15 protein-coding genes, 1 tRNA gene, 3 rRNA genes and 1 other RNA gene are annotated in these 25,046 nt (G+C 63.6%); 10 read left to right on the forward strand and 10 right to left on the reverse strand.

Features of this window, described 5'->3' with window-relative positions; genetic code table 11:
- The first annotated feature begins 171 nt into the window (after nt 1–171).
- Complete coding sequence (locus AAE021_RS14615) at nt 172–849, forward strand: DsbA family protein (protein WP_342023047.1); 678 nt, start codon at nt 172–174, stop codon at nt 847–849.
- Nucleotides 850–952: 103 nt separating this feature from the next.
- The gene (locus AAE021_RS14620; RefSeq protein WP_342023048.1) at nt 953–1,534 is read left to right on the forward strand and encodes a GNAT family N-acetyltransferase; all 582 of its coding nucleotides are present in this window, start codon (nt 953–955) and stop codon (nt 1,532–1,534) included.
- Nucleotides 1,535–1,578: 44 nt separating this feature from the next.
- Here AAE021_RS14620 and AAE021_RS14625 read toward each other — a convergent pair whose 3' ends face one another.
- Genes AAE021_RS14625 through AAE021_RS14635 form a run of 3 tightly spaced genes read right to left on the reverse strand, consistent with a single transcriptional unit; the run spans nt 1,579 to nt 4,449 of the window.
- A complete protein-coding gene (locus tag AAE021_RS14625; protein ID WP_342023049.1) occupies nt 1,579–2,262 on the reverse strand; it encodes a GntR family transcriptional regulator in 684 nt (227 codons plus the stop codon).
- Nucleotides 2,263–2,272: 10 nt separating this feature from the next.
- Entirely contained in the window at nt 2,273–3,244 is a 972-nt protein-coding gene (locus tag AAE021_RS14630) for a hydroxymethylglutaryl-CoA lyase (protein ID WP_342023050.1), read from the reverse strand.
- On the reverse strand, nt 3,241–4,449 hold the full coding sequence (locus AAE021_RS14635; RefSeq protein WP_342023051.1) for a CoA transferase: 1,209 nt from the start codon (nt 4,447–4,449) through the stop codon (nt 3,241–3,243). Before AAE021_RS14635 ends, AAE021_RS14630 begins: the two co-directional genes overlap by 4 nt.
- Nucleotides 4,450–4,735: 286 nt before the next feature.
- On the opposite strand from AAE021_RS14635, the gene AAE021_RS14640 reads away from it, so the two are divergent.
- Genes AAE021_RS14640 through AAE021_RS14650 form a run of 3 tightly spaced genes read left to right on the forward strand, consistent with a single transcriptional unit; the run spans nt 4,736 to nt 9,322 of the window.
- Nucleotides 4,736–6,838 (forward strand): hydantoinase/oxoprolinase family protein, encoded by a 2,103-nt coding sequence (locus AAE021_RS14640; RefSeq protein WP_342023052.1) that lies wholly within the window; start codon nt 4,736–4,738, stop codon nt 6,836–6,838.
- A gap of 4 nt (nt 6,839–6,842) precedes the next feature.
- Complete coding sequence (locus tag AAE021_RS14645) at nt 6,843–8,717, forward strand: hydantoinase B/oxoprolinase family protein (protein WP_342023053.1); 1,875 nt, start codon at nt 6,843–6,845, stop codon at nt 8,715–8,717.
- On the forward strand, nt 8,714–9,322 hold the full coding sequence (locus AAE021_RS14650) for an isochorismatase family protein (RefSeq protein WP_342023054.1): 609 nt from the start codon (nt 8,714–8,716) through the stop codon (nt 9,320–9,322). Before AAE021_RS14645 ends, AAE021_RS14650 begins: the two co-directional genes overlap by 4 nt.
- Nucleotides 9,323–9,393: 71 nt before the next feature.
- On the opposite strand, the gene AAE021_RS14655 is transcribed toward AAE021_RS14650, so the two are convergent.
- From AAE021_RS14655 to AAE021_RS14675, 5 genes are all read right to left on the reverse strand, one after another.
- Nucleotides 9,394–9,478, reverse strand: a tRNA-Ser gene (locus tag AAE021_RS14655).
- A gap of 46 nt (nt 9,479–9,524) precedes the next feature.
- Nucleotides 9,525–10,193, reverse strand: coding sequence for a TMEM175 family protein (locus tag AAE021_RS14660; RefSeq protein WP_342023055.1), 669 nt, complete (start codon nt 10,191–10,193; stop codon nt 9,525–9,527).
- A gap of 127 nt (nt 10,194–10,320) precedes the next feature.
- Nucleotides 10,321–10,437: ribosomal RNA gene (gene rrf, locus AAE021_RS14665) — 5S ribosomal RNA — on the reverse strand.
- 290 nt (nt 10,438–10,727) lie between these two features.
- Nucleotides 10,728–13,892, reverse strand: a 23S ribosomal RNA gene (locus AAE021_RS14670).
- Between the two features lie 539 nt (nt 13,893–14,431).
- Nucleotides 14,432–15,959 (reverse strand): 16S ribosomal RNA (locus AAE021_RS14675).
- Together the 16S, 23S and 5S rRNA genes form the textbook arrangement of a ribosomal RNA operon.
- An 811-nt stretch (nt 15,960–16,770) precedes the next feature.
- On the opposite strand from AAE021_RS14675, the gene AAE021_RS14680 reads away from it, so the two are divergent.
- From AAE021_RS14680 to recR, 4 genes are all read left to right on the forward strand, one after another.
- On the forward strand, nt 16,771–17,388 hold the full coding sequence (locus AAE021_RS14680) for a GNAT family protein (RefSeq protein ID WP_342023056.1): 618 nt from the start codon (nt 16,771–16,773) through the stop codon (nt 17,386–17,388).
- A gap of 7 nt (nt 17,389–17,395) precedes the next feature.
- Nucleotides 17,396–17,491: signal recognition particle sRNA small type (gene ffs / locus AAE021_RS14685), an RNA gene on the forward strand.
- Between the two features lie 78 nt (nt 17,492–17,569).
- Nucleotides 17,570–20,692, forward strand: coding sequence for a DNA polymerase III subunit gamma and tau (locus tag AAE021_RS14690; RefSeq protein ID WP_342023057.1), 3,123 nt, complete (start codon nt 17,570–17,572; stop codon nt 20,690–20,692).
- Between the two features lie 89 nt (nt 20,693–20,781).
- Nucleotides 20,782–21,378 carry a recombination mediator RecR gene (gene recR / locus AAE021_RS14695; protein WP_152220441.1) on the forward strand — a complete coding sequence of 199 codons (597 nt, stop codon included), beginning with the start codon at nt 20,782–20,784 and terminating at the stop codon, nt 21,376–21,378.
- A gap of 70 nt (nt 21,379–21,448) precedes the next feature.
- On the opposite strand, the gene AAE021_RS14700 is transcribed toward recR, so the two are convergent.
- Nucleotides 21,449–22,534 carry an ABC transporter permease gene (locus AAE021_RS14700; RefSeq protein WP_342023058.1) on the reverse strand — a complete coding sequence of 362 codons (1,086 nt, stop codon included), beginning with the start codon at nt 22,532–22,534 and terminating at the stop codon, nt 21,449–21,451.
- Nucleotides 22,531–23,517: an ABC transporter ATP-binding protein gene (locus AAE021_RS14705; protein ID WP_342023059.1), complete on the reverse strand. Its 987-nt coding sequence runs from the start codon at nt 23,515–23,517 to the stop codon at nt 22,531–22,533. Before AAE021_RS14705 ends, AAE021_RS14700 begins: the two co-directional genes overlap by 4 nt.
- Before the next feature lie 235 nt (nt 23,518–23,752).
- On the opposite strand from AAE021_RS14705, the gene AAE021_RS14710 reads away from it, so the two are divergent.
- Nucleotides 23,753–25,039 carry an aspartate kinase gene (locus AAE021_RS14710; RefSeq protein WP_152220448.1) on the forward strand — a complete coding sequence of 429 codons (1,287 nt, stop codon included), beginning with the start codon at nt 23,753–23,755 and terminating at the stop codon, nt 25,037–25,039.
- The last annotated feature ends 7 nt before the right edge of the window (nt 25,040–25,046 follow it).

Raw genomic sequence — 25,046 nt, forward strand, 5'->3', positions numbered from 1 at the left:
GGCCGTTGCGCCGGGCACAGGTCTGCCGGACGAAAATCACGCGGCGCCCCGCTTCCAGTCCCCCGGAACCGGATGAAACCATTAAAGGGAAAGCCAACTGCACCCGGTACCCGAAGCGTGCCTCCGCGCGCGCTTCACTTCAGAAGCTTCACGACTTCAGGAAAGGGGACTATGCGCAGGGTTTTACCCTCACTGCTCATCGCCGGCCTGCTTGTCAGCGGAGGGGTGGTGTCCTGCGGGACATCGTCGGACACCCCGGCACCGGAAACCTCAACCAGCGCTCCGGCAGCAACCGCCGTCGCGACTGACCACGTTGATCAGGTGGCACCCGCGGACGCTCGAACCATCACCGACCCGGACGATCCGCAGGCCACCCTGGTGCTCTTCACCGATTACCAGTGCCCGTACTGCGCCATGATGGACGACCTGATCCAGCAGGCCAAGACCGACTACGGAGACCAGGTCCGCATCGTGGTGCGCAATTACCCGCTGCCCAAGCACCAGAACGCCGAAACCTCAGCCAGGGCGGTGGAAGCCGCGGCCGAGCAGGGCAAGCTGGAGGAGATGGCCGCCGTCGTCTTCGAACACCAGCAGGACTGGAAGAACCAGGAAGACGTGGAAGACCTTTTTGTCTCCTACGCGGAGGATCTCGGGCTGGATACGCAGAAGTTCCGTGCCGACTACAACTCCGACGCGATCAAGGAACGGGTAGCCAGGGACCTGCAGGACGCCCAAGACCTGGACTTGCCGGGCACTCCCTCGCTGGTGCTCAACAACGAGGTGCTGATGCTGGATTCCGTGGACTACAGCGCCATCTCCGAACCGCTGGACTCCGCACTAAACAAGTAGTGAAGCGCCGCACCGGCTGATTCTCCTTGAAGGTGGGCACGGCATCGGATGTACTGTCCGCACACGCGGGCTGCCTGTACCCGCGGCAACCCTGGAGGCGGGCATGGCACCGGAACACGTCATCAAACCACTCACCCCGGAGACCTTTCCGGCATGGCTTGCCCTCGCACAGAAGCACAACGGGGTCTGGGGCGGCTGTTACTGCTCGTACTTTCACGGCGACACCAAGGACACCGTCAAAAACGAGTACGACCGGCCCACCTTCAAGCAGCGGCTTGTCGCGGAAGGCGCAGCACACGCCGCCCTCGTTTTCGACGGCGACACAGCGATCGCATGGTGCCAGTACGGCAGCCCGGCCGAGCTGCCGGGGATCTACCACCGCAAGCAGTACGACGCCGGCGAAACCAAGCCGGCACCATGGCGCATCACGTGCTTCTTCGTGGATCGCGACCACCGGCGTTCGGGGGTGGCCCGGGAGGCCCTGGACGGTGCACTTGAACTGATCGCCCGGTCCGGCGGAGGCGAAGTGGTCTCGTTCCCCAACGAACTTACTCCCGGGAAGAGAACCTCATCCTCGTTCCTTCACAACGGCACGCGGGCCATGTTCGAGAAAGCCGGGTTCACCTTCGAGCGGCACATCGGCAAGAGCAAGACCGTGATGCGCATCAGCGTCCCATCCCGGTAGCTGGCGTCCTCTTTAGAGGCACCTTCGGCGGTTCACCGTCGCCGTCACGGCAGAGACGAAGACACCGCCGGCTGCCTGGCCCCCGCCGCATTCCGGGCCGCCAGAATGTGGGTGCGCATCACCGCTTCGGCCCATTCGCCGTCGCCCGCCCGGGCCGCAGCCACCAGCTCGGCATGATGGGACATGCTGCGCTGCAGCGCCTCCGGACTGTACCGGTTGAAGGTGTGGGCCACGACGGCGGGGCGCATCAGCGTCTGCAGCGCGGCGGCGAAGTGCCGGTTGCCGCAGCGCTGAACAAACATGCCGTGAAACTCGTTGTTCAGGGTGCTCAGCACCTCCAGGGATCCGGCGGCGGCAGCCTCCTCCATTTCGCCGGCCAACACGGCAAGCCGCTCAACGTCGGCGCCGCTGAGCCGGGGCACGGCCAACAGCGCCGCATGCGGTTCAAACCCGGCGCGGACGTCATACAGATCCGCCACATCCTTGCCGCTGAAGCTCACCACCTGGGCGCCCTTGTTCCGGCTCATCTCCACAATGCCCTCGGCGGCCAGCCGGTTCAGGGCCTCCCGGATGGGGGTGCGGCTGACGCCAAGCCGTTCGGCCAGAGCAGTCTCCCGCAGCCAGGACCCCTGTTCGAGGTCACCGGAGGCAATCAGGCCGCGGATCCTGGCGTAGGCACTGTCATCAACGGGCTCAGCCGGCTGCACGGGGTGTTCGGGATGTTCCATGCCCACCACGTTAGCCCCGGTCGGAGGCGGGTTCCGACTGCTCGGGCCAGGACGCAGCCGCCAGGTCGGCCCGGGTGCCACCCCGGGATACAAAGGACGCGGACGGCCGGCCGGTCAGCTTCACAATCCGGTCCACAGCCCGCAGATACTTCGGCAGGTCTATTCCGGTGGCAACACCCAGCCCGTCACACAAATGCACCAGGTCCTCCAACGGTGCGTTGCCCAGCACCGACGGATCACCGGGAAACCACAGATCCCCGCCGAGCCCGGCGAAGGAACCCTCCAGCCAGTCCGCTCCGGCCTGCATCGCCGCGATGGCGTTTGCCGGCGCAAACCCGTTGCGGTTGTGCAGATGGACGCCGACCTCCAGCTCCGGATACAGGCTGCGCACCTCGGCAACCCCGTTATGGAATTCACCGGGTTCCTCCTGGCCGGACGTGCCGGCCAGATAAACGCCCGCCGAACCGGCGTCGACGGCCGCATGCACCACCCGCAGCCGCTCCGCGTCGGGAACAGGGCCCCGCGCCGGCGCAAAAAAGGAGCAGGCGACGGCGGTGACGAGGCGGAGCCCGGCCTGGTCGGCGAGGTGCCCAATCCGGGAAAGACCGGCCAGGGCTTCGGACACGGAGAGCCGCTGGTTACGCTGGCTGACTTCCTCGTCCGCGGAGACCACCACCACCAGCTCATCGAGCCCGCAGTCGACGGCCCGCTCAGCACCCCGGTAGTTCGGCGCCAGGCCACGGTAACGGACGCCCGGAACCCGCGGAACGGCAGCCATCACCTCCGCCGCGTCGGCAAGCTGCGGCAGGACCTTCGGATGCGCGAAGGAAACCGCCTCAATTTCCCGCACACCGGCGTCGATCAGCAGCTGGACGAGTTCCACTTTCTCCGCCGTCGACAGCGGTTCCGGCACCGACTGCAGGCCGTCCCGCAGCCCCACCTCCACCAGCCGGATTGACGCCGGCAGTCCGGGCAGGCTCATGCCACACCCCGGGTCCGGAGGTCCTCCAGGGAGGCCTGGTCCACCCCGACGCCGGCAAGGACCTCCGCGGTGTGGGCACCGAGTTCGGGGCCGGGCCAGCGGATGGTGCCGCGGGTGCGGCTCAGGCGGGGGAAAACGTTCTGCATGGCCAGGGAGCCAAGCGCCGGGTGCTCCACTTCGGTGATGGACCCGCGTGCCTGGAACTGCGGATCGGTGAACATGTCCACGGGGCGGAAGATCCGGCCGGACGGGACCCCGTGCTCTTCCAGCACAGCCTCCAGCGCTTCGGCCTCCAGCGAGGAGGTAAAGGCGGCAATCCGCTCATCAAGTTCCTCCTGGCGTTCACCGCGCGCGCCGTGCGTGGCATAGCGGCCGTCCTCAGCCAGCTCGGGTTCCTGCATGGCCTTGGCCAGCCGGGCAAAAACGGTGTCCTGGTTCGCCGCAATCAGCAGCCATTGCCCGTCCTTCGTGGGGTAGACATTGCTGGGGGCAATGTTGGGCAGCACCGCCCCGGTCCGCTCCCGTTGATAACCCGTTATCTGCCACTCCGGCACCAGCGATTCCATCACCCCGAGCACCGCCTCGTAGATGGCCGAATCCACCATTTGGCCGCGGCCGCTCACCTGCCGCTCCTGCAGCGCGGCCAGGGCGCCGATGGTGGCGAACATGGCCGCGAGGGTGTCGCCGATGGAGATGCCCACCCGCGACGGCGGCGTGGACGGGTCCCCCACCACGTAGCGCAGTCCGCCCATGGCTTCACCGATGGCACCGTATCCCGCGCGCTGCGAGTAGGGGCCGTCCTGCCCGAATCCGGAGACGCGGACCATCACCAGGCGCGGGTTGATTTCCTGCAAATCCTCGAACCCCATCCCCCAGCGCTCCATGGTTCCGGGGCGGAAATTTTCCACCAGGATGTCCGCGTCGGCAATCAGTTTCCGGGCCAGTTCCTGCCCCTCGGTTTCGCGCAGGTTCAGGGTGACGGAGCGCTTGTTGCGTCCGACGACGGACCACCAGAGCGACTGGCCCTCGGGCAGCTGCCGGCCCCATTGGCGCAGCGGGTCCCCCTTGGCGGGATCCTCGATTTTTACGACGTCGGCGCCCAGGTCGCCCAGAAGCTGTCCGCAGAACGGGCCGGCCAGCAGCTGTCCCATTTCCACCACCCGCACTCCGGCCAAGGGGCCCGCAGGCTGTCCGGAACCTGTCATCCTGATCCTCCTGGGGCTGCCGTGAACACTTCCAAGTGATGGTGCTGCGCAGCGAAGGCGGCGCGTAGTGCATACAACTTTGCAGGTAGTTAGGAGCAATGTCAAGGAACACCGCGGCCGTAAAAGTTGGGTTGTATGCAATCTCTTGACAGTGGTCAGCAGCCAACCTAGCCTGATGCCACCGAATGCGACGCAGGCACCATCCGCGGCATTCCAGCCCGATTCCCACGCTGCACCCACCCGGCAGGACCCGCGGGTTGGAGCAGCGCCACCCCAAGGAGAAGTGATGGCGTTTCGGTTAGGCGTGGATGTGGGCGGCACATTCACCGACATTTTGCTGGTCAACGAGGACACCGGGGAAACCCATCGGTACAAGACCTCCTCCACGCCGGAAGACCAGTCCCTGGGCGTGCTGCACGGCATCCGACAGGTGTGCGCGGCAGCAGGAATTGAACCGTCGGCGGTCCGCGACGTCCTGCACGGCACCACGGTTGCCACCAACGCGATCCTGGAAAAGAAGGGATCGCGGGTGGGTCTGGTGACCACGCGCGGATTCCGGCAGGTCCTGCAGATTGCCCGGTCCTTTGTCCCCGGCGGCCTGGCCGGCTGGATCATCTGGCCCAAGCCCGAGCCGCTGGCGGATCTGGAAGACACCGTGGAAGTGACCGAACGGGTGACCACCACCGGATCGGTGCTGACACCGCTGGACGAGGACGATGTCAGACGCCAGCTCGGCAAGCTGCGGAACAACGGCATCGAAGCCCTAAGCATCTGCCTGATCAATGCCTATGCCAACGGTGCCCACGAAACCCGGATCGCGGAAATTGCCGCGGAGGAACTGCCGGGGATTCCGGTGTCCCGCTCCTCTGTGGTGCTGCCGGAACTGCGCGAATATGAACGGGCCATCACCACCGTGGCCAACGCCTACGTCCAGGGACAGGTCTCCGGCTACGTCCGGAACCTCGACGCCCAGATGGCCGACGCCGGCATGGACGCCCGGCTGTCCATCCTGCGCAGCGACGGAGGCCTGGTCTCCGGAACGGTGGCCGCCGAGAACCCGGTGTCACTGCTGCTCTCCGGACCCGCCGGCGGTGTTACCGGAGCGGCCTGGGCGGCAGAGCAGGCCGGATACCGGGACTTTCTCACCTTCGACATGGGCGGCACCTCCACCGACGTCGCCCTGGTGCAGAACCTCCAGCCCCGGATCGGCCGCGAAACGCGGGTCGGGGACCTGACGGTCCGCGCAACCTCCGTGGATGTCAGGACCATCGGCGCCGGCGGCGGATCCATTGCGCACGTTCCACCGCTGACCCAGGCGCTGCGCGTCGGCCCGCAGTCCGCCGGAGCCGCCCCCGGGCCGGCGTCGTACGGCCGCGGCGGAACCGAACCCACAGTGACGGACGCCAATGTGGTCCTGGGCTATCTCCCGTCGCAGCTCGCCGGCGGCGAAATCGGACTGGACGCCGAAGCCGCCGCCGCGGCGGTGAAAACCATCGCGGACGCCACGGGACTGAACGAGGTGGAACGCGCCGCCGAAGGCATTGTGCACATCGTCAACGAGAACATGTTCGGTGCGCTGAAGCTCGTCTCCACCCAGCAGGGTTTTGATCCGCGGGATTTCGCTCTGGTGGCCTTTGGCGGCGCCGGGCCCCTGCACGCCAACGCACTGGGAAAACTGACCGGTGCCTGGCCCGTCATCATCCCGCCGTCGCCCGGGGTGCTCTCCGCCTACGGCGATGCCACCACGAGCCTGCGCGATGAAGCCGGCCGCACCCTCGTACGCCCGTTCAGCGACTTCGCCGATGCCGATCTGGTGGTCCTGCTGGAAGAACTCGCGGCCACGGCGCGGGAAACACTGCTGGCTGCCGGGCTTGCGGAGGATGAGCTGACCGTCAGCTACTCCGCTGACGTGCGCTACCACGGGCAGGGTTTCGAGATTCCCGTGCCCATAGATTTCTCAGCGTTCGCAGCCGACGACGGCGGCGACGGCGGCGGTTTTGCCGGCCTCCGTTCGGCCTTTGACGCCGAGCACGAGAGGCTGTTCTCCTTCCTGCTCAATAACGAACATGAACTGGTCACCGTCCGGGCCACCGTCAACGGGCCCCACCCGGAGGTCGCGTCGATCACGCTGGAAACCGGCGGCCCGGACCCGTCCGCCGCCGAACGCACCGTGACCAGCATTTACGTGGACGGAACCACGGTTGACGCCATGGTTTATGACCGGGACCGGCTCCTGGCCGGAAACGTGGTGCCCGGTCCGGCGGTCATCGCCGAGATGGATTCCACCACCCTGGTTTTGCCGGGTCACACCGCCACGGTGCATGAGCACGGCAGCCTGCTGATCCGCCCCGCCGAAGGTGCCCGCCCCGCCGAAGATTCGAAGGAGTAGCCCCATGGCACAGCTTGTGGAGACCGCCACCGAGGCGCTGCGCCCGGTGGACGTGGACGTTGTCACGCTCGACCTGATTGAAAACGCCCTGCGCAGCGCCCGCTACGAAATGGACGAAACCCTGTTTCGGACAGCGCTGAGTCCCGGCATCCGCGAACAGCACGACGAGTTCCCGCTCATTGCCGACCCGTCCGGGAAGATGATCGTGGGCCAGTTTGGCCTGTCCATCCCGGATTTCCTGGAGAACTTCCACGGGACCATTGAGGAGGGCGATGTCCTCTTGACCTCGGACCCCTACTCCTGCGGTGCGGCCATCAGCCATGCCAATGACTGGCTGGTGGTGATGCCCATCTTCTACGAGGGCAGGATTGTGGGCTGGTCCTCCCAGTTTGGCCACATGACCGACGTCGGCGGTAAAACTCCGGCGTCCATGCCCACCGATGCGCGCACTATCTTCGAAGAAGGCGTGGTGATTCCGCCGTTCAAGCTGTACCGGCGGGGCGAACGCGATGAAACGTCGCTGGGCATCATCCTGAACCAGGTCCGCAAGCCGGACTGGAACCGGGCGGACCTCAACGGGCTCGTTGCCGCCTGCAGCACCGCGGCCCGGCGGGTGCAGGAAATGTGCGCCCGTTTCGGCGTCGACACCTACACCTCGGCGCTGAACGCCCTGCTGGACCGCAATTACCGGGCCATGAAAACGCTCCTCGCCGTGGTCTTCGAGGAAGGCAAGCCGCTGTCCTTCACCGATTTTATCGACGACGACGGCCGGGGCTTCGGACCCTACGAACTGAAGATGACCATCACCCGGACCGGCGACAAGGTGCTGATCGACCTGACCGGCAGCAGTCCGCAGGCGCAGGGGCCAATCAACTACTACATCAACGAAAACCTCATCCGGATGTTCTTCGGCATCTACATGATCACCGTTGCGGACCCGCAGATCCTGTGGAATGACGGCTTCTACCCGCTGGTGGACGTGGAAATCCCCGAAGACACCTTCTGGAAACCGCGGTACCCGGCGGCGTTGAACGGCCGGAACCACGGAATCGGCCGGCTGTTCGATCTCTTTGGCGGACTCCTGGGCCAGGCCAACCCGGACCTGCTCAACGGCGCCGGTTTCTCCTCCTCGCCCCACTTCATGTACTCCGGAAACTACAGCTCCGGCGACCACAAGGGTGAGTGGTTCCAGCTGTATTCCATTGGTTTCGGCGGGATTCCCGGCCGCCCGGTGGGTGACGGACCGGACGGCCACTCGCTGTGGCCGTCGTTCACGAACATCCCGTGCGAGTACCTGGAGTCTTACTACCCGCTGATCATCGAACGCTGGGAGACCATCGCGGACACCGGCGGAGCGGGACTGCACCGCGGCGGCAACGGCGTCGACGTCGCCTACCGGTTCCTGGAGCCGGGAACCATAGCCATCCACGACGACCGCTGGCTGACCTACCCCTGGGGTGTCCGCGGCGGCGATCCGGGTGCGCGCGGCCGCAAATGGCTCGACAAGGCCGACGGCACCACCACCGTCCTGCCGTCGAAGGTCCACGACGTTTCAGTGGCACCCGGTGACGTGCTGCATTTTGTCACCTGGGGCGGCGGCGGATGGGGGGATCCGCTGGAACGGGACCCGGAGCTCGTGGCCAAGGAGGTGCGGCGAGGACTGGTCACCGGCGACGGCGCCCGGCGCTACGGCGTGGTGTGCACCGCGGACGGAGTGCTCGACGCCGGGGCCACCGAGGATCTGCGCGCCCGGCTGCGCGGGGACCGGAAGGAACCGCTGCCGCTGTTCAACCGGGGCGGTGAGCTGGCGGATCTGCTGGCCAACAGCCTCGCGGAAACGGGGCTGGAGGCACCAACTCCCCCGGTGGCCATGCTGTGACCGGTTTCGCCGACGGGTTTGACGGAAGCCTGACCCCGGGCCACTCGCCGGCCGTGGTGTCCGTTGACCTCATGCGGGCTTACTTTGAGCCGGAAAGTCCGCTGTGCCTGCCGGAGACCAAGTTCCTGGCCACGGCGGCGGCGGTTATTGGTGCGGCACGGGCCAGTGGGATTCCGGTGCTGCATACCCGGGTCAGCTACGGCCCCGACGGCGCCGACGGCGGGATGTTCATCCTGAAGGTCCCTGCGCTGCGGCTGCTGATCGGCGACTCGGAGCTGGGCTCGATCATGCCCGAGGTGGCCCCCGAGGAAGGCGAGACCGTGCTGGTGAAACAGTATGCCAGCGCCTTCTTCGGCACCAACCTCGCCCGGGACCTGCAGGCCCAGGGGGTGGACACCCTGGTGATCGTGGGCACCAGCACCAGCGGCTGCATCCGTGCGACCGCCGTTGATGCGGTGCAGCACGGGTTCATCCCCATTGTGGTGAGCGACGCCGTCGGGGACCGGGATGAAACCGTGCACAATGCCTCGCTCTATGATCTGCAGGCTAAATACGCCGAGATCTGGGACAGTGCAAATGTGCTGGAGTACTTCCGCCCCCTGTAGTGCTTCTGTGCGGCAGGCGCCCCAGACAAAGAGAAACACCCCGGTCCGAAGACCGGGGTGTTTCTCTTTTGCGGAGGATGGGGGATTTGAACCCCCGAGGGCGTTAACCCAACACGCGTTCCAGGCGTGCGCCATAGGCCGCTAGGCGAATCCTCCAGGCATTGCTCCGTAAGAAGCAGATATAAGACTACCCGATACAGGGCTAATCCAACGAATCGTCAGGCGGGGCACCTATTTCGGCCGGTGCGGGGGCCCTGCTTCCGAGCACCCGGAACAGCAGGTTTACGACGACGATGGCAGTCCACGAATAGGTTGCGGCTGCAGGATTCAGAAGGGCAATCGGGATGGACAGCAGGAACACCGCAGGCGTTACCGCCACCCGGGTCCGGGCATAGGCCAGGAGCCGGGGATGAACATCATCCTGGAACAGCCCGCGATGGCCGGCGTAGAGCCACATCGCCGTGTTGACCACTCCAATGAGCCCCAGTATCGCCGCATAAACCACAACCCCCAGCACCTGGTCACCATGAAAGGCAATCATGTCCGCGGCGTAGCCGATGAGCGCGACCAACAGCAGCAGGGCCAGGTTCAGGCGCTGCAGCACCACGGTGAATCCGGAGAGCAGGCGGAAGAGGCGGTGGTGGCTGAGCCAATAGGCAGCGGTCACCACAAAGGACAGCAGGTAGGCTCCGAATTCGGGAGACTGCTCAACGACTGCACGGCCCAGCTCATCGCCGGGCACCTGGGGAACCTTGATGTCCACGGCGAGCAGGGTCATGGCAATGGCAAATACGGCATCACTGAAGAAAGCGGTGCGCTCAACGTCCGGGCCGGAATTGAACCGCCGGGCGAAGGCCTGGTTCATGCTCATGCGGGACACACAGTCCAGTGTGGCCGGGCGTGCCTTCCGCGTCATCAGCTCCGGCCCAAACCCGGTGGTTAAACAGTTGAGGTCCGCACCATAAATGGTGCGGACCTCAACCTCTCTGCCAGAATTTGTCCGGCGGTGACCTACTCTCCCACATCCTCCCGGATGCAGTACCATCGGCGCTGTGGGTCTTAGCTTCCGGGTTCGGAATGGGACCGGGCGTTTCCCCCACGCTATGACCGCCGTAACCCTTCCACCCACACCACCCCAACAAACAAACCTCGGGGTGAGGGGAAAACAATGGTCACAACAAAACACACAAAACCAATAACGACATTGAGTGTTTCAAAGCGAAGTTATAACTGTAATTATACGGCACACCAGAACCCGCAAGGGTGTGGTGGTGCCGGTTCCAGGAGTGACAAACCACACGGGTTTGTTATCCGGGAACCACATAGTGGACGCAAGCAGCACATGATCTAGCACAACCCTTATTTGGCGGGAACGTTTGAAGTCGTTTCCTGCCCAGATTGTGGTGTGGTGTAAGTTATCGGCCTATTAGTACCGGTCAGCTTCACGGGTCTTTAGTCCCCGCTTCCACATCCGGCCTATCAACCCAGTGGTCTGGCTGGGGGCCTCTCACACACAAGGTGTATGGAAATCTCATCTCGAAGCGGGCTTCCCGCTTAGATGCTTTCAGCGGTTATCCCATCCGAACGTAGCTAATCAGCGGTGCACTTGGCAGTACAACTGACACACCAGAGGTTCGTCCGTCCCGGTCCTCTCGTACTAAGGACAGCCCTTCTCAAATTTCCTGCGCGCGCAGCGGATAGGGACCGAACTGTCTCACGACGTTCTAAACCCAGCTCGCGTACCGCTTTAATGGGCGAACAGCCCAACCCTTGGGACCTACTCCAGCCCCAGGATGCGACGAGCCGACATCGAGGTGCCAAACCATGCCGTCGATATGGACTCTTGGGCAAGATCAGCCTGTTATCCCCGAGGTACCTTTTATCCGTTGAGCGACGGCCATTCCACAATGTACCGCCGGATCACTAGTCCCGACTTTCGTCCCTGCTCGAGATGTCTCTCTCACAGTCAAGCTCCCTTGTGCACTTACACTCGCCACCTGATTGCCAACCAGGCTGAGGGAACCTTTGGGCGCCTCCGTTACTCTTTAGGAGGCAACCGCCCCAGTTAAACTACCCATCAGGCACTGTCCCTGACCCGGATTACGGGCCGAAGTTAGATATCCAGTATGACCAGAGTGGTATTTCAACGATGACTCCACCCGAACTGGCGTCCGGGTCTCACAGTCTCCCACCTATCCTACACAAGCCACACCGAATATCAATACCAAACTATAGTAAAGGTCTCGGGGTCTTTCCGTCCTGCTGCGCGTAACGAGCATCTTTACTCGTACTGCAATTTCGCCGAGTTTATGGTTGAGACAGCGGGGAAGTCGTTACTCCATTCGTGCAGGTCGGAACTTACCCGACAAGGAATTTCGCTACCTTAGGATGGTTATAGTTACCACCGCCGTTTACTGGGGCTTAAATTCCCAGCTTCGCCCCAAAGGGCTAACCGGTCCTCTTAACCTTCCAGCACCGGGCAGGAGTCAGTCCGTATACATCGTCTTGCGACTTCGCACGGACCTGTGTTTTTAGTAAACAGTCGCTTCCCCCTGGTCTCTGCGGCCCCGATCCCCTCCGGACAGCTTGTGTCCATCAAGGTTGGGGCCCCCCTTCTCCCGAAGTTACGGGGGCATTTTGCCGAGTTCCTTAACCATAATTCTCTCGATCGCCTTAGTATTCTCTACCTGATCACCTGTGTCGGTTTGGGGTACGGGCGGCTAAAACCTCGCGCCGATGCTTTTCTAGGCAGCATAGGATCACCGGATTCCCACCAAAGTGGGTCCCGTCAGATCTCAGGATCGTCATCAAAGACACAGCAACGGATTTACCTATCGCTGACCCTACATCCTTAGACCAGGACAACCATCGCCCGGCCCGGCTACCTTCCTGCGTCACACCTGTTAATACGCTTACCTCCCGGGATCAGGTCCCGCGCTCCACCAAAAACCGGGTCACCACAAGGGCGGCCGGTCAGGTATTGGGCGGTTAGTGTCCCCCGATCAGTATTGGCGGTTTTTCGCCGGTACGGGAATATCAACCCGTTGTCCATCGACTACGCCTGTCGGCCTCGCCTTAGGTCCCGACTTACCCAGGGCAGATTAGCTTGACCCTGGAACCCTTGATCATTCGGCGGACGGGTTTCTCACCCGTCTTTCGCTACTCATGCCTGCATTCTCACTCGTGTAGGCTCCACCGCTGGTTTACACCGCGACTTCACTGCCCACACGACGCTCCCCTACCCATCCAAACGCTTGAACGAAAATGGATAAACCATCCGCTTGGCTAATATTTGAATGCCACAACTTCGGCGGTGTACTTGAGCCCCGCTACATTGTCGGCGCGGAATCACTTGACCAGTGAGCTATTACGCACTCTTTCAAGGATGGCTGCTTCTAAGCCAACCTCCTGGTTGTCTTCGCAACTCCACATCCTTTCCCACTTAGCACACGCTTAGGGGCCTTAGTTGGTGGTCTGGGCTGTTTCCCTCTCGACTATGAAGCTTATCCCCCACAGTCTCACTGCTGCGCTCTCACTTACCGGCATTCGGAGTTTGGCTGACGTCAGTAACCTTGTAGGGCCCATTAGCCATCCAGTAGCTCTACCTCCGGTAAGAAACACGCAACGCTGCACCTAAATGCATTTCGGGGAGAACCAGCTATCACGGAGTTTGATTGGCCTTTCACCCCTACCCACAGCTCATCCCCTCCATTTTCAACTGAAGTGGGTTCGGTCCTCCACGCGCTCTTACACGCGCTTCAACCTGGCCATGGGTAGATCACTCCGCTTCGGGTCTAGATCACGCCACTGCATCGCCCTGTTCAGACTCGCTTTCGCTACGGCTTCCCCTCACGGGTTAACCTCGCGACGTAACACTAACTCGCAGGCTCATTCTTCAAAAGGCACGCTGTCACAAGCACAACACCACAAGTGGCATCGCCCTGCTCCAACGGATTGTAGGCACACGGTTTCAGGTACTGTTTCACTCCCCTCCCGGGGTACTTTTCACCTTTCCCTCACGGTACTTGTCCGCTATCGGTCATCAGGGAGTATTTAGGCTTACCAGGTGGTCCTGGCAGATTCGCACGGGATTTCTCGGGCCCCGTGCTACTTGGGATCCTCTCCAAGCGGCAGCATACATTCCGGTTACGGGGCTAACACCCTCTACGGCCCGGCTTTCAAACCGGTTCACCTATGCACCTGCACTCACTTCACCAATCCGGCAGAACTGGTACGGAAAGTCCCGCAACCCCAGTGATGCAACGCCCGCCGGCTATCACACACCACTGGTTTAGCCTCTTCCGCGTTCGCTCGCCACTACTAACGGAATCACTGTTGTTTTCTCTTCCTGTGGGTACTGAGATGTTTCACTTCCCCACGTTCCCTCCACGCACCCTATGTGTTCAGATGCGGGTCACCCGGTCACTCGCGCGCCGGGCGGGGTTTCCCCATTCGGACATCCTGGGATCAACGCTCGGTTATCAACTCCCCCAGGCTTATCGCAGATTCCTACGTCCTTCTTCGGCTCCTGATGCCAAGGCATCCACCGTGTGCCCTTAAAAACTTGACCACAAAGATCAATAAATATTATCGCTATCGAGAAAACCATGACAACACCGGAAACACACCCATCAAGGGCACATCCCCGGATCACCAGGTTTATCTGAAATTGCACTTAATAATTTTAAGATGCTCGCGTCCACTATGTAGTTCTCAAACAACAACCCCGTCACACCCCGCCACCACCACGTATTCACCGTGGAAGTCTTAGGTCTGCGCAGGAACAATCAGAAACAACACGGTACCCGTGCCACCTCCAACCAAACGGCTGTCAGTTCATACGGTCCTGTTGTCTCAGGACCCAACAGTGTGCCAAACGGTAAAACCCGGTACTCGAGGCACCGGCAGCTCTTTCCAACCACAACCATCCCCACAAGTGGGAACGTACACGGCGTACTCATGCTGCCAGGCTCAACGCCGGGCACCTGCTCATTGATATTCCACCCTTGAGCACCCACCGAAGAACAAATGTCTTACGATATGGGCATCTCCTGCAAAGACCGCATCCAACACTGTGGAAGGACACAAAATCTTTGAGGTGCTCCTTAGAAAGGAGGTGATCCAGCCGCACCTTCCGGTACGGCTACCTTGTTACGACTTAGTCCCAATCGCCGGTCCCACCTTCGACGGCTCCCTCCCACAAGGGGTTAGGCCACCGGCTTCGGGTGTTACCAACTTTCGTGACTTGACGGGCGGTGTGTACAAGGCCCGGGAACGTATTCACCGCAGCGTTGCTGATCTGCGATTACTAGCGACTCCAACTTCATGAGGTCGAGTTGCAGACCTCAATCCGAACTGAGACCGGCTTTTTGGGATTAGCTCCACCTCACAGTATCGCAACCCTTTGTACCGGCCATTGTAGCATGCGTGAAGCCCAAGACATAAGGGGCATGATGATTTGACGTCGTCCCCACCTTCCTCCGAGTTGACCCCGGCAGTCTCCTATGAGTCCCCGCCATCACGCGCTGGCAACATAGAACGAGGGTTGCGCTCGTTGCGGGACTTAACCCAACATCTCACGACACGAGCTGACGACAACCATGCACCACCTGTAAACCGGCCACAAGTGGGGGACCTGTTTCCAGGCCTTTCCGGTTCATGTCAAGCCTTGGTAAGGTTCTTCGCGTTGCATCGAATTAATCCGCATGCTCCGCCGCTTGTGCGGGCCCCCGTCAATTCCTTTGAGTTTTAGCCTTGCGGCCGTACTCCCCAGGCGGGGCACTTAATGCGTTAGCTACGGCGCGGAAAACGTGGAATGTCCCCCACACCTAGTGCCCAACGTTTACGGCATGGACTACCAGGGTATCTAATCCTGTTCGCTCCCCATGCTTTCGCTCCTCAGCGTCAGTTACAGCCCAGAGACCTGCCTTCGCCATCGGTGTTCCTCCTGATATCTGCGCATTTCACCGCTACACCAGGAATTCCAGTCTCCCCTACTGCACTCTAGTCTGCCCGTACCCACTGCAGACCCGGGGTTGAGCCCCGGGCTTTCACAGCAGACGCGACAAACCGCCTACGAGCTCTTTACGCCCAATAATTCCGGATAACGCTTGCGCCCTACGTATTACCGCGGCTGCTGGCACGTAGTTAGCCGGCGCTTCTTCTGCAGGTACCGTCACTTTCGCTTCTTCCCTGCTGAAAGAGGTTTACAACCCGAAGGCCTTCGTCCCTCACGCGGCGTCGCTGCATCAGGCTTTCGCCCATTGTGCAATATTCCCCACTGCTGCCTCCCGTAGGAGTCTGGGCCGTGTCTCAGTCCCAGTGTGGCCGGTCACCCTCTCAGGCCGGCTACCCGTCGTCGCCTTGGTGGGCCATTACCCCAACCAACTAGCTGATAGGCCGCGAGTCCATCCAAAACCGCATCAAGCTTTCCACGGACCGCCATGCGGTGGTCCGTCGTATCCGGTATTAGACCCGGTTTCCCAGGCTTATCCCGAAGTTAAGGGCAGGTTACTCACGTGTTACTCACCCGTTCGCCACTAATCATTTTGTGCAAGCACAAAAGTCATCGTTCGACTTGCATGTGTTAAGCACGCCGCCAGCGTTCATCCTGAGCCAGGATCAAACTCTCCGTAAATGTGTTACAGACACAGGACCGGAGCCAAGGAAAATTGGCTGCACGGTCCTGCACTAAATTCGAAACCAGCTAAAAAAGCCGTCCCATACCCACGGGGTGGGCGGTAACAGCCAGTTCAACCAATTAAAATAATTGGTATCAATAAACTTGGCACACTATTGAGTTCTCAAACAACAGATGCATCCGAAATACTCGGAAAAACAATGTAATGTTTTTCTTTTCTCTTCGCTGCAGTGTTTCTTTATTCTATTTCATCCGGCCGGTTTTAGCAATTCGGGATAATTCCCGGTTAGTGCTGCATTCGGCTGGATGCACCCGCGCAAAAGCCCCGGTTTTCCGTGTCCCGGGCGGTAAGGCGCAGGATGGATCACCAGGATGTTTTTGGTGGGGTTTGGCCGCCCTGCCGGGGATGTTTTTCAACTCCCTGCCGCGGCGACTTAGAAGACTTTACACAGGTTTGCACCCCGCCGCAAATCGGCCGTTCCCGCCCCGGAAACCACCGCCAACACTGCCCACCGCGGGCGCGCTCTCCCCAGAAGAGGGGCACTTCTTATAGAGAGGGGCACTCCTTATAGGCCAGCCCGCCAGTACCCATATAGGAAGCCGGCTCCTCACCCCTCCGGCCGCTCCTATAGATAGGGGGCCGGTTCTTCGTACTCCGTCACTCCTTCTCTATAGGTGTGTCTGAGGACAACCTCGGTTGCGTGCCACAACAGCGCAGGACGGGCAGGATGGAGACAGGTCCTGCACCGACTAGCCTTCTGCCCTTCGCCTTCTACCCGGTTCCGTCTAATCCCTGAAAGGAGACTCCATGCCCGCGGCATCACCGGCTCCCCGGGGAACGCCCCTCGTGCTCCCTGATCTCCGCACCTCCAGGGTGACGCTCCGCGCCTTCACGTCCGCCGACGTCGTCCTTATACAGTCGGCATCGCAGGATCCGCTGATTCCGCTGATCACCTCAGTGCCCTCCACCTCCGGAGAGAGTGAGGCGCTTGCCTTCATCGAGCGGCAGCACCACCGGCTGACCAGTGGCGCGGGCTGGTCCTTCGCCGTTGCGGATGCTGGCACCGGCGTCGCCGTCGGGCAGATTGGGCTGTGGCCGGGGCAGTCGTCGCGCCGCACAGGAAATCCGGACACCATCGGCTACTGGATCGGTCCCGGGCACCGAAAGCAGGGGTATGCCGGCGAGGCCCTGAAACTGCTCACGGAGTGGGGCATGACGGTCCGGCAGATGAAGCGGATTGAACTGTATATAGAGCCGTGGAACGAAGGTTCCTGGCGCACTGCCGAAAGAGCCGGCTACCGAAGGGACAGGCTGCTGCCCTCCTGGCAGAAAATAGGGACGCAGTGGCGGGACATGTACCGCTATCTCAGGACGGCGGAACCGCCCGGAATCGACCCCCGCAAACCCGGCCCAAAAATCGGGTAGACTGTTTCCCGGCCCCTCATGTGGTGTCATCCTGTGAACTCCCCCAGGACCGGAAGGTAGCAAGGGTAAGCGGGCTCTGGCAGGTGCATGAGGGGTCTTTAATTTTTTCAGGATCAACAGGTTTTCCCCGCGCCAGGTGCCGGGATGCAAACCGTCAGTGCCAACCGATAGGGTTCTATCTGTGAGTACAGCCCTTTACCGCCGCTACCGTCCCGAGAGCTTCGCGGATGTGATCGGGCAGGAGCATGTAACGGAGCCGCTGATGGCGGCCCTCTCCAAAAACCGCGTCAATCACGCCTACCTCTTCTCGGGCCCGCGCGGCTGCGGCAAAACCACGTCCGCCCGCATCCTGGCCCGCTGCCTGAACTGCGCCGAAGGCCCCACACCGGTCCCCTGCGGAAAGTGCGACAGCTGCGTTGAACTGGCCCGCAACGGATCCGGCAGCCTGGACGTCATCGAGATCGACGCAGCCAGCCACGGCGGCGTCGACGACGCCCGCGACCTGCGCGAACGCGCCACCTTCGCCCCGGTGCGCGACCGCTATAAGATCTTCATCATTGACGAAGCCCACATGGTGACCTCCGCAGGCTTTAACGCGCTGCTCAAGATCGTCGAAGAGCCGCCGGAGCACATCAAGTTCATCTTCGCCACCACGGAGCCGGACAAGGTCATTGGCACCATCCGCTCCCGCACCCACCACTATCCGTTCCGCCTGGTTCCGCCCGAACCGCTGCTGGCGTACCTGGACCGGCTGTGCCAGCAGGAAAACGTTCCGGTGGCGCCCGGGGTCTTGTCCCTCGTCATCCGCGCCGGCGGCGGTTCCGTCCGTGACTCGCTTTCCGTCCTGGATCAGCTGATGGCCGGAGCCGGCCCCGCAGGCCTCGACTACGAGCTGGCCGTCAACCTCCTGGGCTACACCCCCATCTCACTGCTCGACGACGTCGTCGACGCGTTTGCGGCCGGCGACTCAGCCACCGTTTTCCGTGCGGTGGACCGGGTTATCCAGACCGGCCAAGATCCCCGGCGTTTCGTCGAGGACCTGCTGGAACGCTTCCGCGACCTGATCATCGTGCACGCGATGCCGGACAGTGCGGCAGCGGTGCTGCGCGGCATGCCCGAAGACCAGATCAGCCGGATGAGCACCCAGGCCACCCAGCTTGGCGGCGCCGAGCTTTCCCGCGCAGCGGACATCACCAACACGGCGCTGACCGAAATGACCGGCGCCACATCCCCTCGGCTGCACCTGGAACTGCTCTGCGCACGCATCCTGCTGCCCGCCTCGGATCAGACCGAACGGGGCACGGCGGCACGGGTGGACCGCATTGAACGGCGCCTGAGCTACGCCGGCGACAGCACGGAGGCCGTTGGCCGTGCAGCTGCGGCATCCTCCCCCGTCGAGTCCATCCCGGCGGCGCGCCCGACGACGGCGGCGGAGACACCCGCCGTTGTGGCCGACGCACCCGCTGCCCGGCCTGAGCCTGCCCCCGTAGCTGCTGCCACTCCGGCCGGCAACGCCGACAGCTCACCGCTGGACTGGGGCGGCACCTGGGCCACGGCCCCCGAACCGAAGGCTCCGGCGAATGGTTCCGCTGCACCGAAGGCTCCGGATGCTGCGGCGTCGGCTCCGGCGCGCACCGCCCCCAACGCTCCTGCTCCTGCTCCTGCTCCCGAACAGGACCGACGGCCCGCGGCCTCAGCTCCGGACCGTTCACAGGGCGCTCCGGCTGAGCCCTCCGGCCAGCCCGCGTCCCAGCCCGCGTCCCGCCAGGCACCGCCCTCCCAGTGGGACCAGCAAGCTGCTCCTTCCGCTGCTGCCGCACCGGCAACAGCGCCGGCGGCAAGCTCCGCTCCGGGCACTGCTCCCAGCGGCGGGCAAGTTGAGATGATCCGCCGGGCATGGCCGGAGATCATGGATGCCCTCACGGGAATCCGGCGTGCCACCTGGCTCAACGTGAGCAAGAACGCCAGCCCCAAGGCGTTCGACGGGCGGATCCTGGAACTGGCGTTCAGCAATCAGGGCGCTGCCACCAACTTCAACCGCCCTGACCATCTGGAGAACCTCCGCAAGGCGGTCAGCCAGGTGCTCGGCGTGGACTGCCAGGTCAATGTTGTGCACGACAGCGCAGCCGCGGCAGCGGGTGAGTCGGGCCCAAAAGCAGGTAGCCGGTTAACCCCGGCGCCGGCTTCCGCGCAGGTCCAGGCTCCGTCCCAGCAACAATCCGCCCCGCAGCAGTCCGCCCCGTCGGGTTCACAGCCGTCCGCGCCGCAGCATGCGGATGCTCAGCCGTCGGCACAGCCGGGCCACGGTGCGGCATCCGCTGAATCACCGGTGCCAGCTCCTTCGGCGCCTGCTGCGCCCGCACCCCGCACCGCCCCGGTGCAGGCAGCGGCGGCATCTGCCCCGAACGTTCCGAACGTGCCTGCAGCCGGCGGCAAGGCCCCGGCCTGGCCAAACGCCGTTACCCCGGCGCCCGCTGCGGAGGCGGCACCTGCCCCGAACGTTCCGGCAGAAGCTGCACCGGATGCCCCTGCTGCCCCTGCTGCACCCTCCGCACACGGAGCTTCGCCCGTGGCATCGGGCCCCGCAGCAGCAGCGGCCCTGAACCGGCGCCGCAGCCAGGGTTCCCAGAACGATTCCTCCAACACGGCACGGCACGGCGGGCAGCCGTCCGAAGCGCCTCAGCCTGCCAGCCGGAGCCGCAGAGCCGCGGGCGGGCCGCTTCCGGAAGACTGGCAGCAGGAACCGCCCGAGGATCCGTATGCGGGCGGACCGGAAAGCAATGCCTGGGAACAGGCAGAGCCGCCGGCAGACGTGTACTCGGCCGGACACTTGTCGGACACCGAATGGGCCGCGACCAACTGGGCCGGCACCGGTTCGTCTCCGGCACGCCGGGAAGACCGGGCCAACCAGCCTGCCCGGCCCCAGGGGTCCGCCCCTGCGGCACAGGCTTCGTCCGCTCCGGCAGCACCCCAGGTGCGGCAGCAGCAGGCACCTGCGCCGTCGTCGTCCGCCCCGTCGAACCCTGCCCAGCCTGCGTCCGCTCCGCCCGCGTCCGGTCCTGCAGCAACCGGCAACGGCAACGGCAACCGCCCGCTGAGCCGCTACCAAAAGCTGTTGAACGAAGCCGCCCAGCGCGGCGGCCCGGTGAACACCTCGGCCGGGCGCAGCAACGTAAACTTGGTCGAAGACATCCCCAGCGCCGACGACATCAGACTTGAGGATTCAGGACTGGTGGGTCGAAAAGCCATTGAACGGATCCTGGGCGGCCGGCTGATTGAGGAACGCAGCCTCGACGGCCGCTGACCCCTGCCGCTCCGGCACACCGCATCTGCAGGTCTCCCCACGAGTGGCCGCACAGACACAGCGCACATCTATCCAGCAGAGAAGGTCACGTGTACGAAGGTGCCGTTCAGGAACTCATTGATGAGCTCGGCAGGCTCCCGGGCATCGGGCCCAAGTCTGCCCAGCGCATTGCCTTTCACATCCTGGAAGCCGATCCGGATGATATGCGGAAGCTCGCTTCATCCATCGTCACGGTGAAGGACAAGGTCAAGTTCTGCAGTATCTGCGGCAACGTGACCGAGCAGGAAACCTGCGCCATCTGCCGCGACACCCGCCGGGATCCGACCATGATCTGCGTGGTGGAGGAGTCCAAGGACGTTATTGCGGTGGAACGCACCCGTTCCTTCCGCGGCCGCTACCACGTGCTCGGCGGCGCCATTAACCCCATTGCCGGAATTGGCCCGGACCAGCTGCGCATCCGGGAACTGCTCAGCCGGCTGTCCGATGAACAGATCTCCGAGATCATCATTGCCACCGACCCGAACCTCGAGGGTGAAGCAACCGCCACGTACCTGTCCCGGATGCTGAAGACCCTGGGCATCAACGTCACCCGTCTGGCGTCGGGCCTGCCCGTGGGCGGAGACCTGGAGTACGCCGACGAAATCACGCTGGGCCGCGCCTTCGAGGGCCGCCGCAGCATGTCCTAGCCGGGCCACCCGGCCCAGCCGGCCCAACCACCCCCGCCGGGCCACGGGATGCCCTCCGGCCGCCGGAACGCTAGGCGATCCGGGTCCCCGCTGCCAGCCGGCGGACGGGCGTGACCAGGCGGCGCCGGCCGAAGGCCAGGAGTACGGCGGCCAGCGCGAGCTGGACCACCAAACCCAGCGGCCAGATGGGGAACGTGTCCGGAGTGGCAGGCTGGACCTCTCCGTTCACGCACGGCTGGGTGTATTCCGGTCCGGCCTGGGCCAGCCGCACCGTACTGCTGATGCCCTGCATAACCCCGGTTGGCGTGTAGTTGTACGGGTCCGGATCCGCTTCCTCGTGCGGAATGGCATCGGCCACAATGACAAAGGGATTGGCCGCCAGGAACCAGGCCACCCGTTCGGTGTGCACCACCGGGGTGTCCACCATCGGCCCCTCACAGGTGTACCCGGGGCCGGGGTCCGGATCCGAGGTCAGCGGCGCGTCGGCCTGGTAGGTCGGGTAGTTGGCCTTCACTGTGCCCTGGACCAGGGTCAGGCTCAGCCCGAAACCGATCAGCGTCCCCGGCCCCAGCAGGGCCACCAGCATGTACGTGACCACAATGGAAAACAGCGGGCGGTTGGCAATGGCGGACACGCCCAGTCCAATGGCGCAGACGATCCCCAGTTCCACGGCCAGCATGACGACGGCGACGACGGCGGACAGCGGCCGTACTCCGCCCAGTGCCAGTCCCCAGATCAAAAACGGAAGACTCGCCACCAGGAAACCCAGCGAAGCCACCCATGAGGCCAGCCATTTTCCGGCCAGAATCTGCCCCGGAGTCAGGAGGGTGACCTGCAGGATTGCCAGGGTCCCGGCGGCGCGGTCACCATTGACCGCATTGGCGGACAGTGCGGGAGCCAGCAGCAGCCCGAAAAACAGGACAAAGCCCACGATCAGCTCGTAGAGCACCGGCCCCGTGGGCCCGTCGGACGCCGAGGCGTTTGCCGCGGTCAGCGCTGCCACCAGCCCAATGACCACAAACCATACGGTCAGGAGGATGTACCAGCCGCGGGACCTGACGCGTTGTTTGATTTCCAGGGCAAAGACGGATCTGATGCCGCTCAGGGGCCGCAGTTGTGCCGGGCCCGGGGCCGCGGCGGTGCTTTGGGTGCTCATCGGCGATCGGTGTCCAAGCTCATGTAGGTCTCTTCCAGGGCACCGCCGGCAGGAGCAAAGGCGATGACCGGTATATCGGCCAGGACCAGGGAGCGCAGCAGCTCTGAAGCGGCGTTCTCTCCGGTGAGCCGAACCTGCACCGCAGGCCTGCGGTCATCCCCCTGCATCCGGTGCGGAACCTGCAGCGCTTCCAGTTGCCGCAGCAGGGAACCCTCGTCGAGCGCGCGGACCGTGTACCAGCGGGGCTGCGCTCCGGCGTCGGCCAGTGACTGGGTGGTGACGGTCTCGCCCCGCGCCACAAACACGGCACGGTCCGCCATCTCATCCAGTTCCGAGAGCACGTGCGAGGAGACCACCACGGTTTTCCCCTCACCGGCGAGCCTGCGCAGCAGCACCCGCAGATCCACCCGGGATCCGGGGTCCAGCCCTGACGCCGGCTCATCCAGCAGGAGAACCTCAGGATCATGGATCAGGGAGCGCGCCAGGCTCAGCCGCTGCTGCTGCCCGCGGGAAAAGACCCGCGCTGGCTTGTCCGCCAGATCACTCAGGTGCACCGTGTCCAGCAGCTCGGCCGCGCGGGCCCGGGCCGCCGGACCGGTCATTCCGTAAAAGGCGCCCATGGCCATCAGGATCTCGGTGGCGGTCAGCGAATCCCAGCTGCCCAGGGTGTCCGGCATCCAGCCCACCCGGCTGCGGACCTGCCCGGGATCGACGGTCGGGTCGAAACCACCGATCCGCACCTCTCCGGCGTCGGGCGCCAGCAGCGATGCCAGCATCAGCAGGAGCGTGGTCTTGCCGGACCCGTTGGGGCCAATCAGGGCCGTCACCGCTCCAGGCGGAGCCGTGAAGTCCATGCCCCGCACCGCCTCCACAGCGCCGAACCGGCGCCGGACTCCCAGGGCGCTCACCCCTGCGCGCACGCCGGCGGAACCGCTGCGCGCCTTGTTCATCCCGGGGTTCTCCGCGGGCTCACCGTTGGCCATGGCCCCACCCTAGGAGCCGGCGGCCGGAACAGTGCCGCCGGACTCGCCCGAACGTGACGTTAAGTTCATATGTCCGGCGGTATTTCGGCCCGGAACGGCAGCAGCGATAGACTTTTGCTGATTGGCCGCAGGATTTGCGGCCCGGCTCCCCGGAGTCCCGGGGAAAGAAATCAGATGCACCGCGCCGAGGATGTCGCCGGGCAACAACCGGAAGTGATGCAGAGAGCGTGTACGCATGAGCCTGATAGTGCAAAAATTCGGCGGGTCCTCCGTATCGGACGCCGAAGGCATCAAGCGCGTCGCCAAGCGTGTGGTGGACACCCATGCCGCAGGCAACGAGGTGGTCGTTGTGGTCTCCGCCATGGGCGATTCCACTGACGAGCTGCTGGACCTGGCCGGACAGATCACCAGCGGCGGCAACGCCCGCGAGATGGACATGCTCCTGAGCGCCGGGGAACGCATCTCCATGGCGCTGCTCGCCATGGCGATCAATGAACTGGGCGGTTCCGCCCAGTCCTTCACCGGCAGCCAGGCGGGCATGATCACCGACGCCATCCACGGCAAGGCACGCATCATCGATGTCTCGCCGCACCGGATCAAGACGGCAATCGAAAAGGGCGACGTCGCCATCGTTGCCGGATTCCAGGGCATGAGCCGGGACAGCCACGACATCACCACCCTGGGCCGCGGCGGTTCGGACACCACCGCCGTCGCCCTGGCCGCAGCGCTGGGCGCGGATGTCTGCGAGATTTACACCGACGTGGACGGCATCTACACGGCGGACCCCCGCGTGGTCTCGTCCGCACAGAAAATTGACACAATCTCCAGCGAGGAAATGCTGGAGCTGGCCGCCTCGGGCGCCAAAATCCTGCATCTGCGCTGCGTGGAGTATGCCCGCCGCTTCGGCGTGCCGCTGCACGTGCGGTCCTCCTTCAGCCAGCATGAGGGAACCTGGGTCCTGCCCAGCCCCGACGACAAGATCAAGATTCAAGAGGGAGAACCCTTGGAACAGCCCATCATTTCCGGTGTTGCACATGACCGCTCGGAGGCCAAGGTCACCGTGATCGGCGTCCCGGACATCCCCGGCAAGGCAGCGGAGATCTTCGGCATTGTGGCCGGAGCCAACTCCAACATCGACATGATCGTGCAGAACGTGTCGACCCAGGGCTCGGGAAAGACTGACATTTCCTTCACGCTGCCGATCATTGACGGCAAGGACGCCATCGACGCCCTGAATGCGGCCAAGGAAGAGGTCGGCTTCGACACGGTTGATTACGACGAGCAGATTGGCAAGCTGTCGCTGATCGGCGCCGGCATGCGGTCCAATCCCGGCGTGTCACACCGCTTCTTCGAAGCCCTGCATCATGCCGGCGTGAACATCGACATGATTTCCACGTCGGAGATCCGCATCTCTGTCGTCACCGACGCCAAGCTCCTGGACACCGCGGTCCGCGCGGTCCACGCGGCGTTTGGGCTCGACGGCGACGACGAGGCCACCGTTTACGGCGGCACCGGGCGCTAACACCGGG

Source organism: Arthrobacter citreus, from assembly GCF_038405225.1.
GTDB lineage: Bacteria > Actinomycetota > Actinomycetes > Actinomycetales > Micrococcaceae > Arthrobacter_B > Arthrobacter_B citreus_A.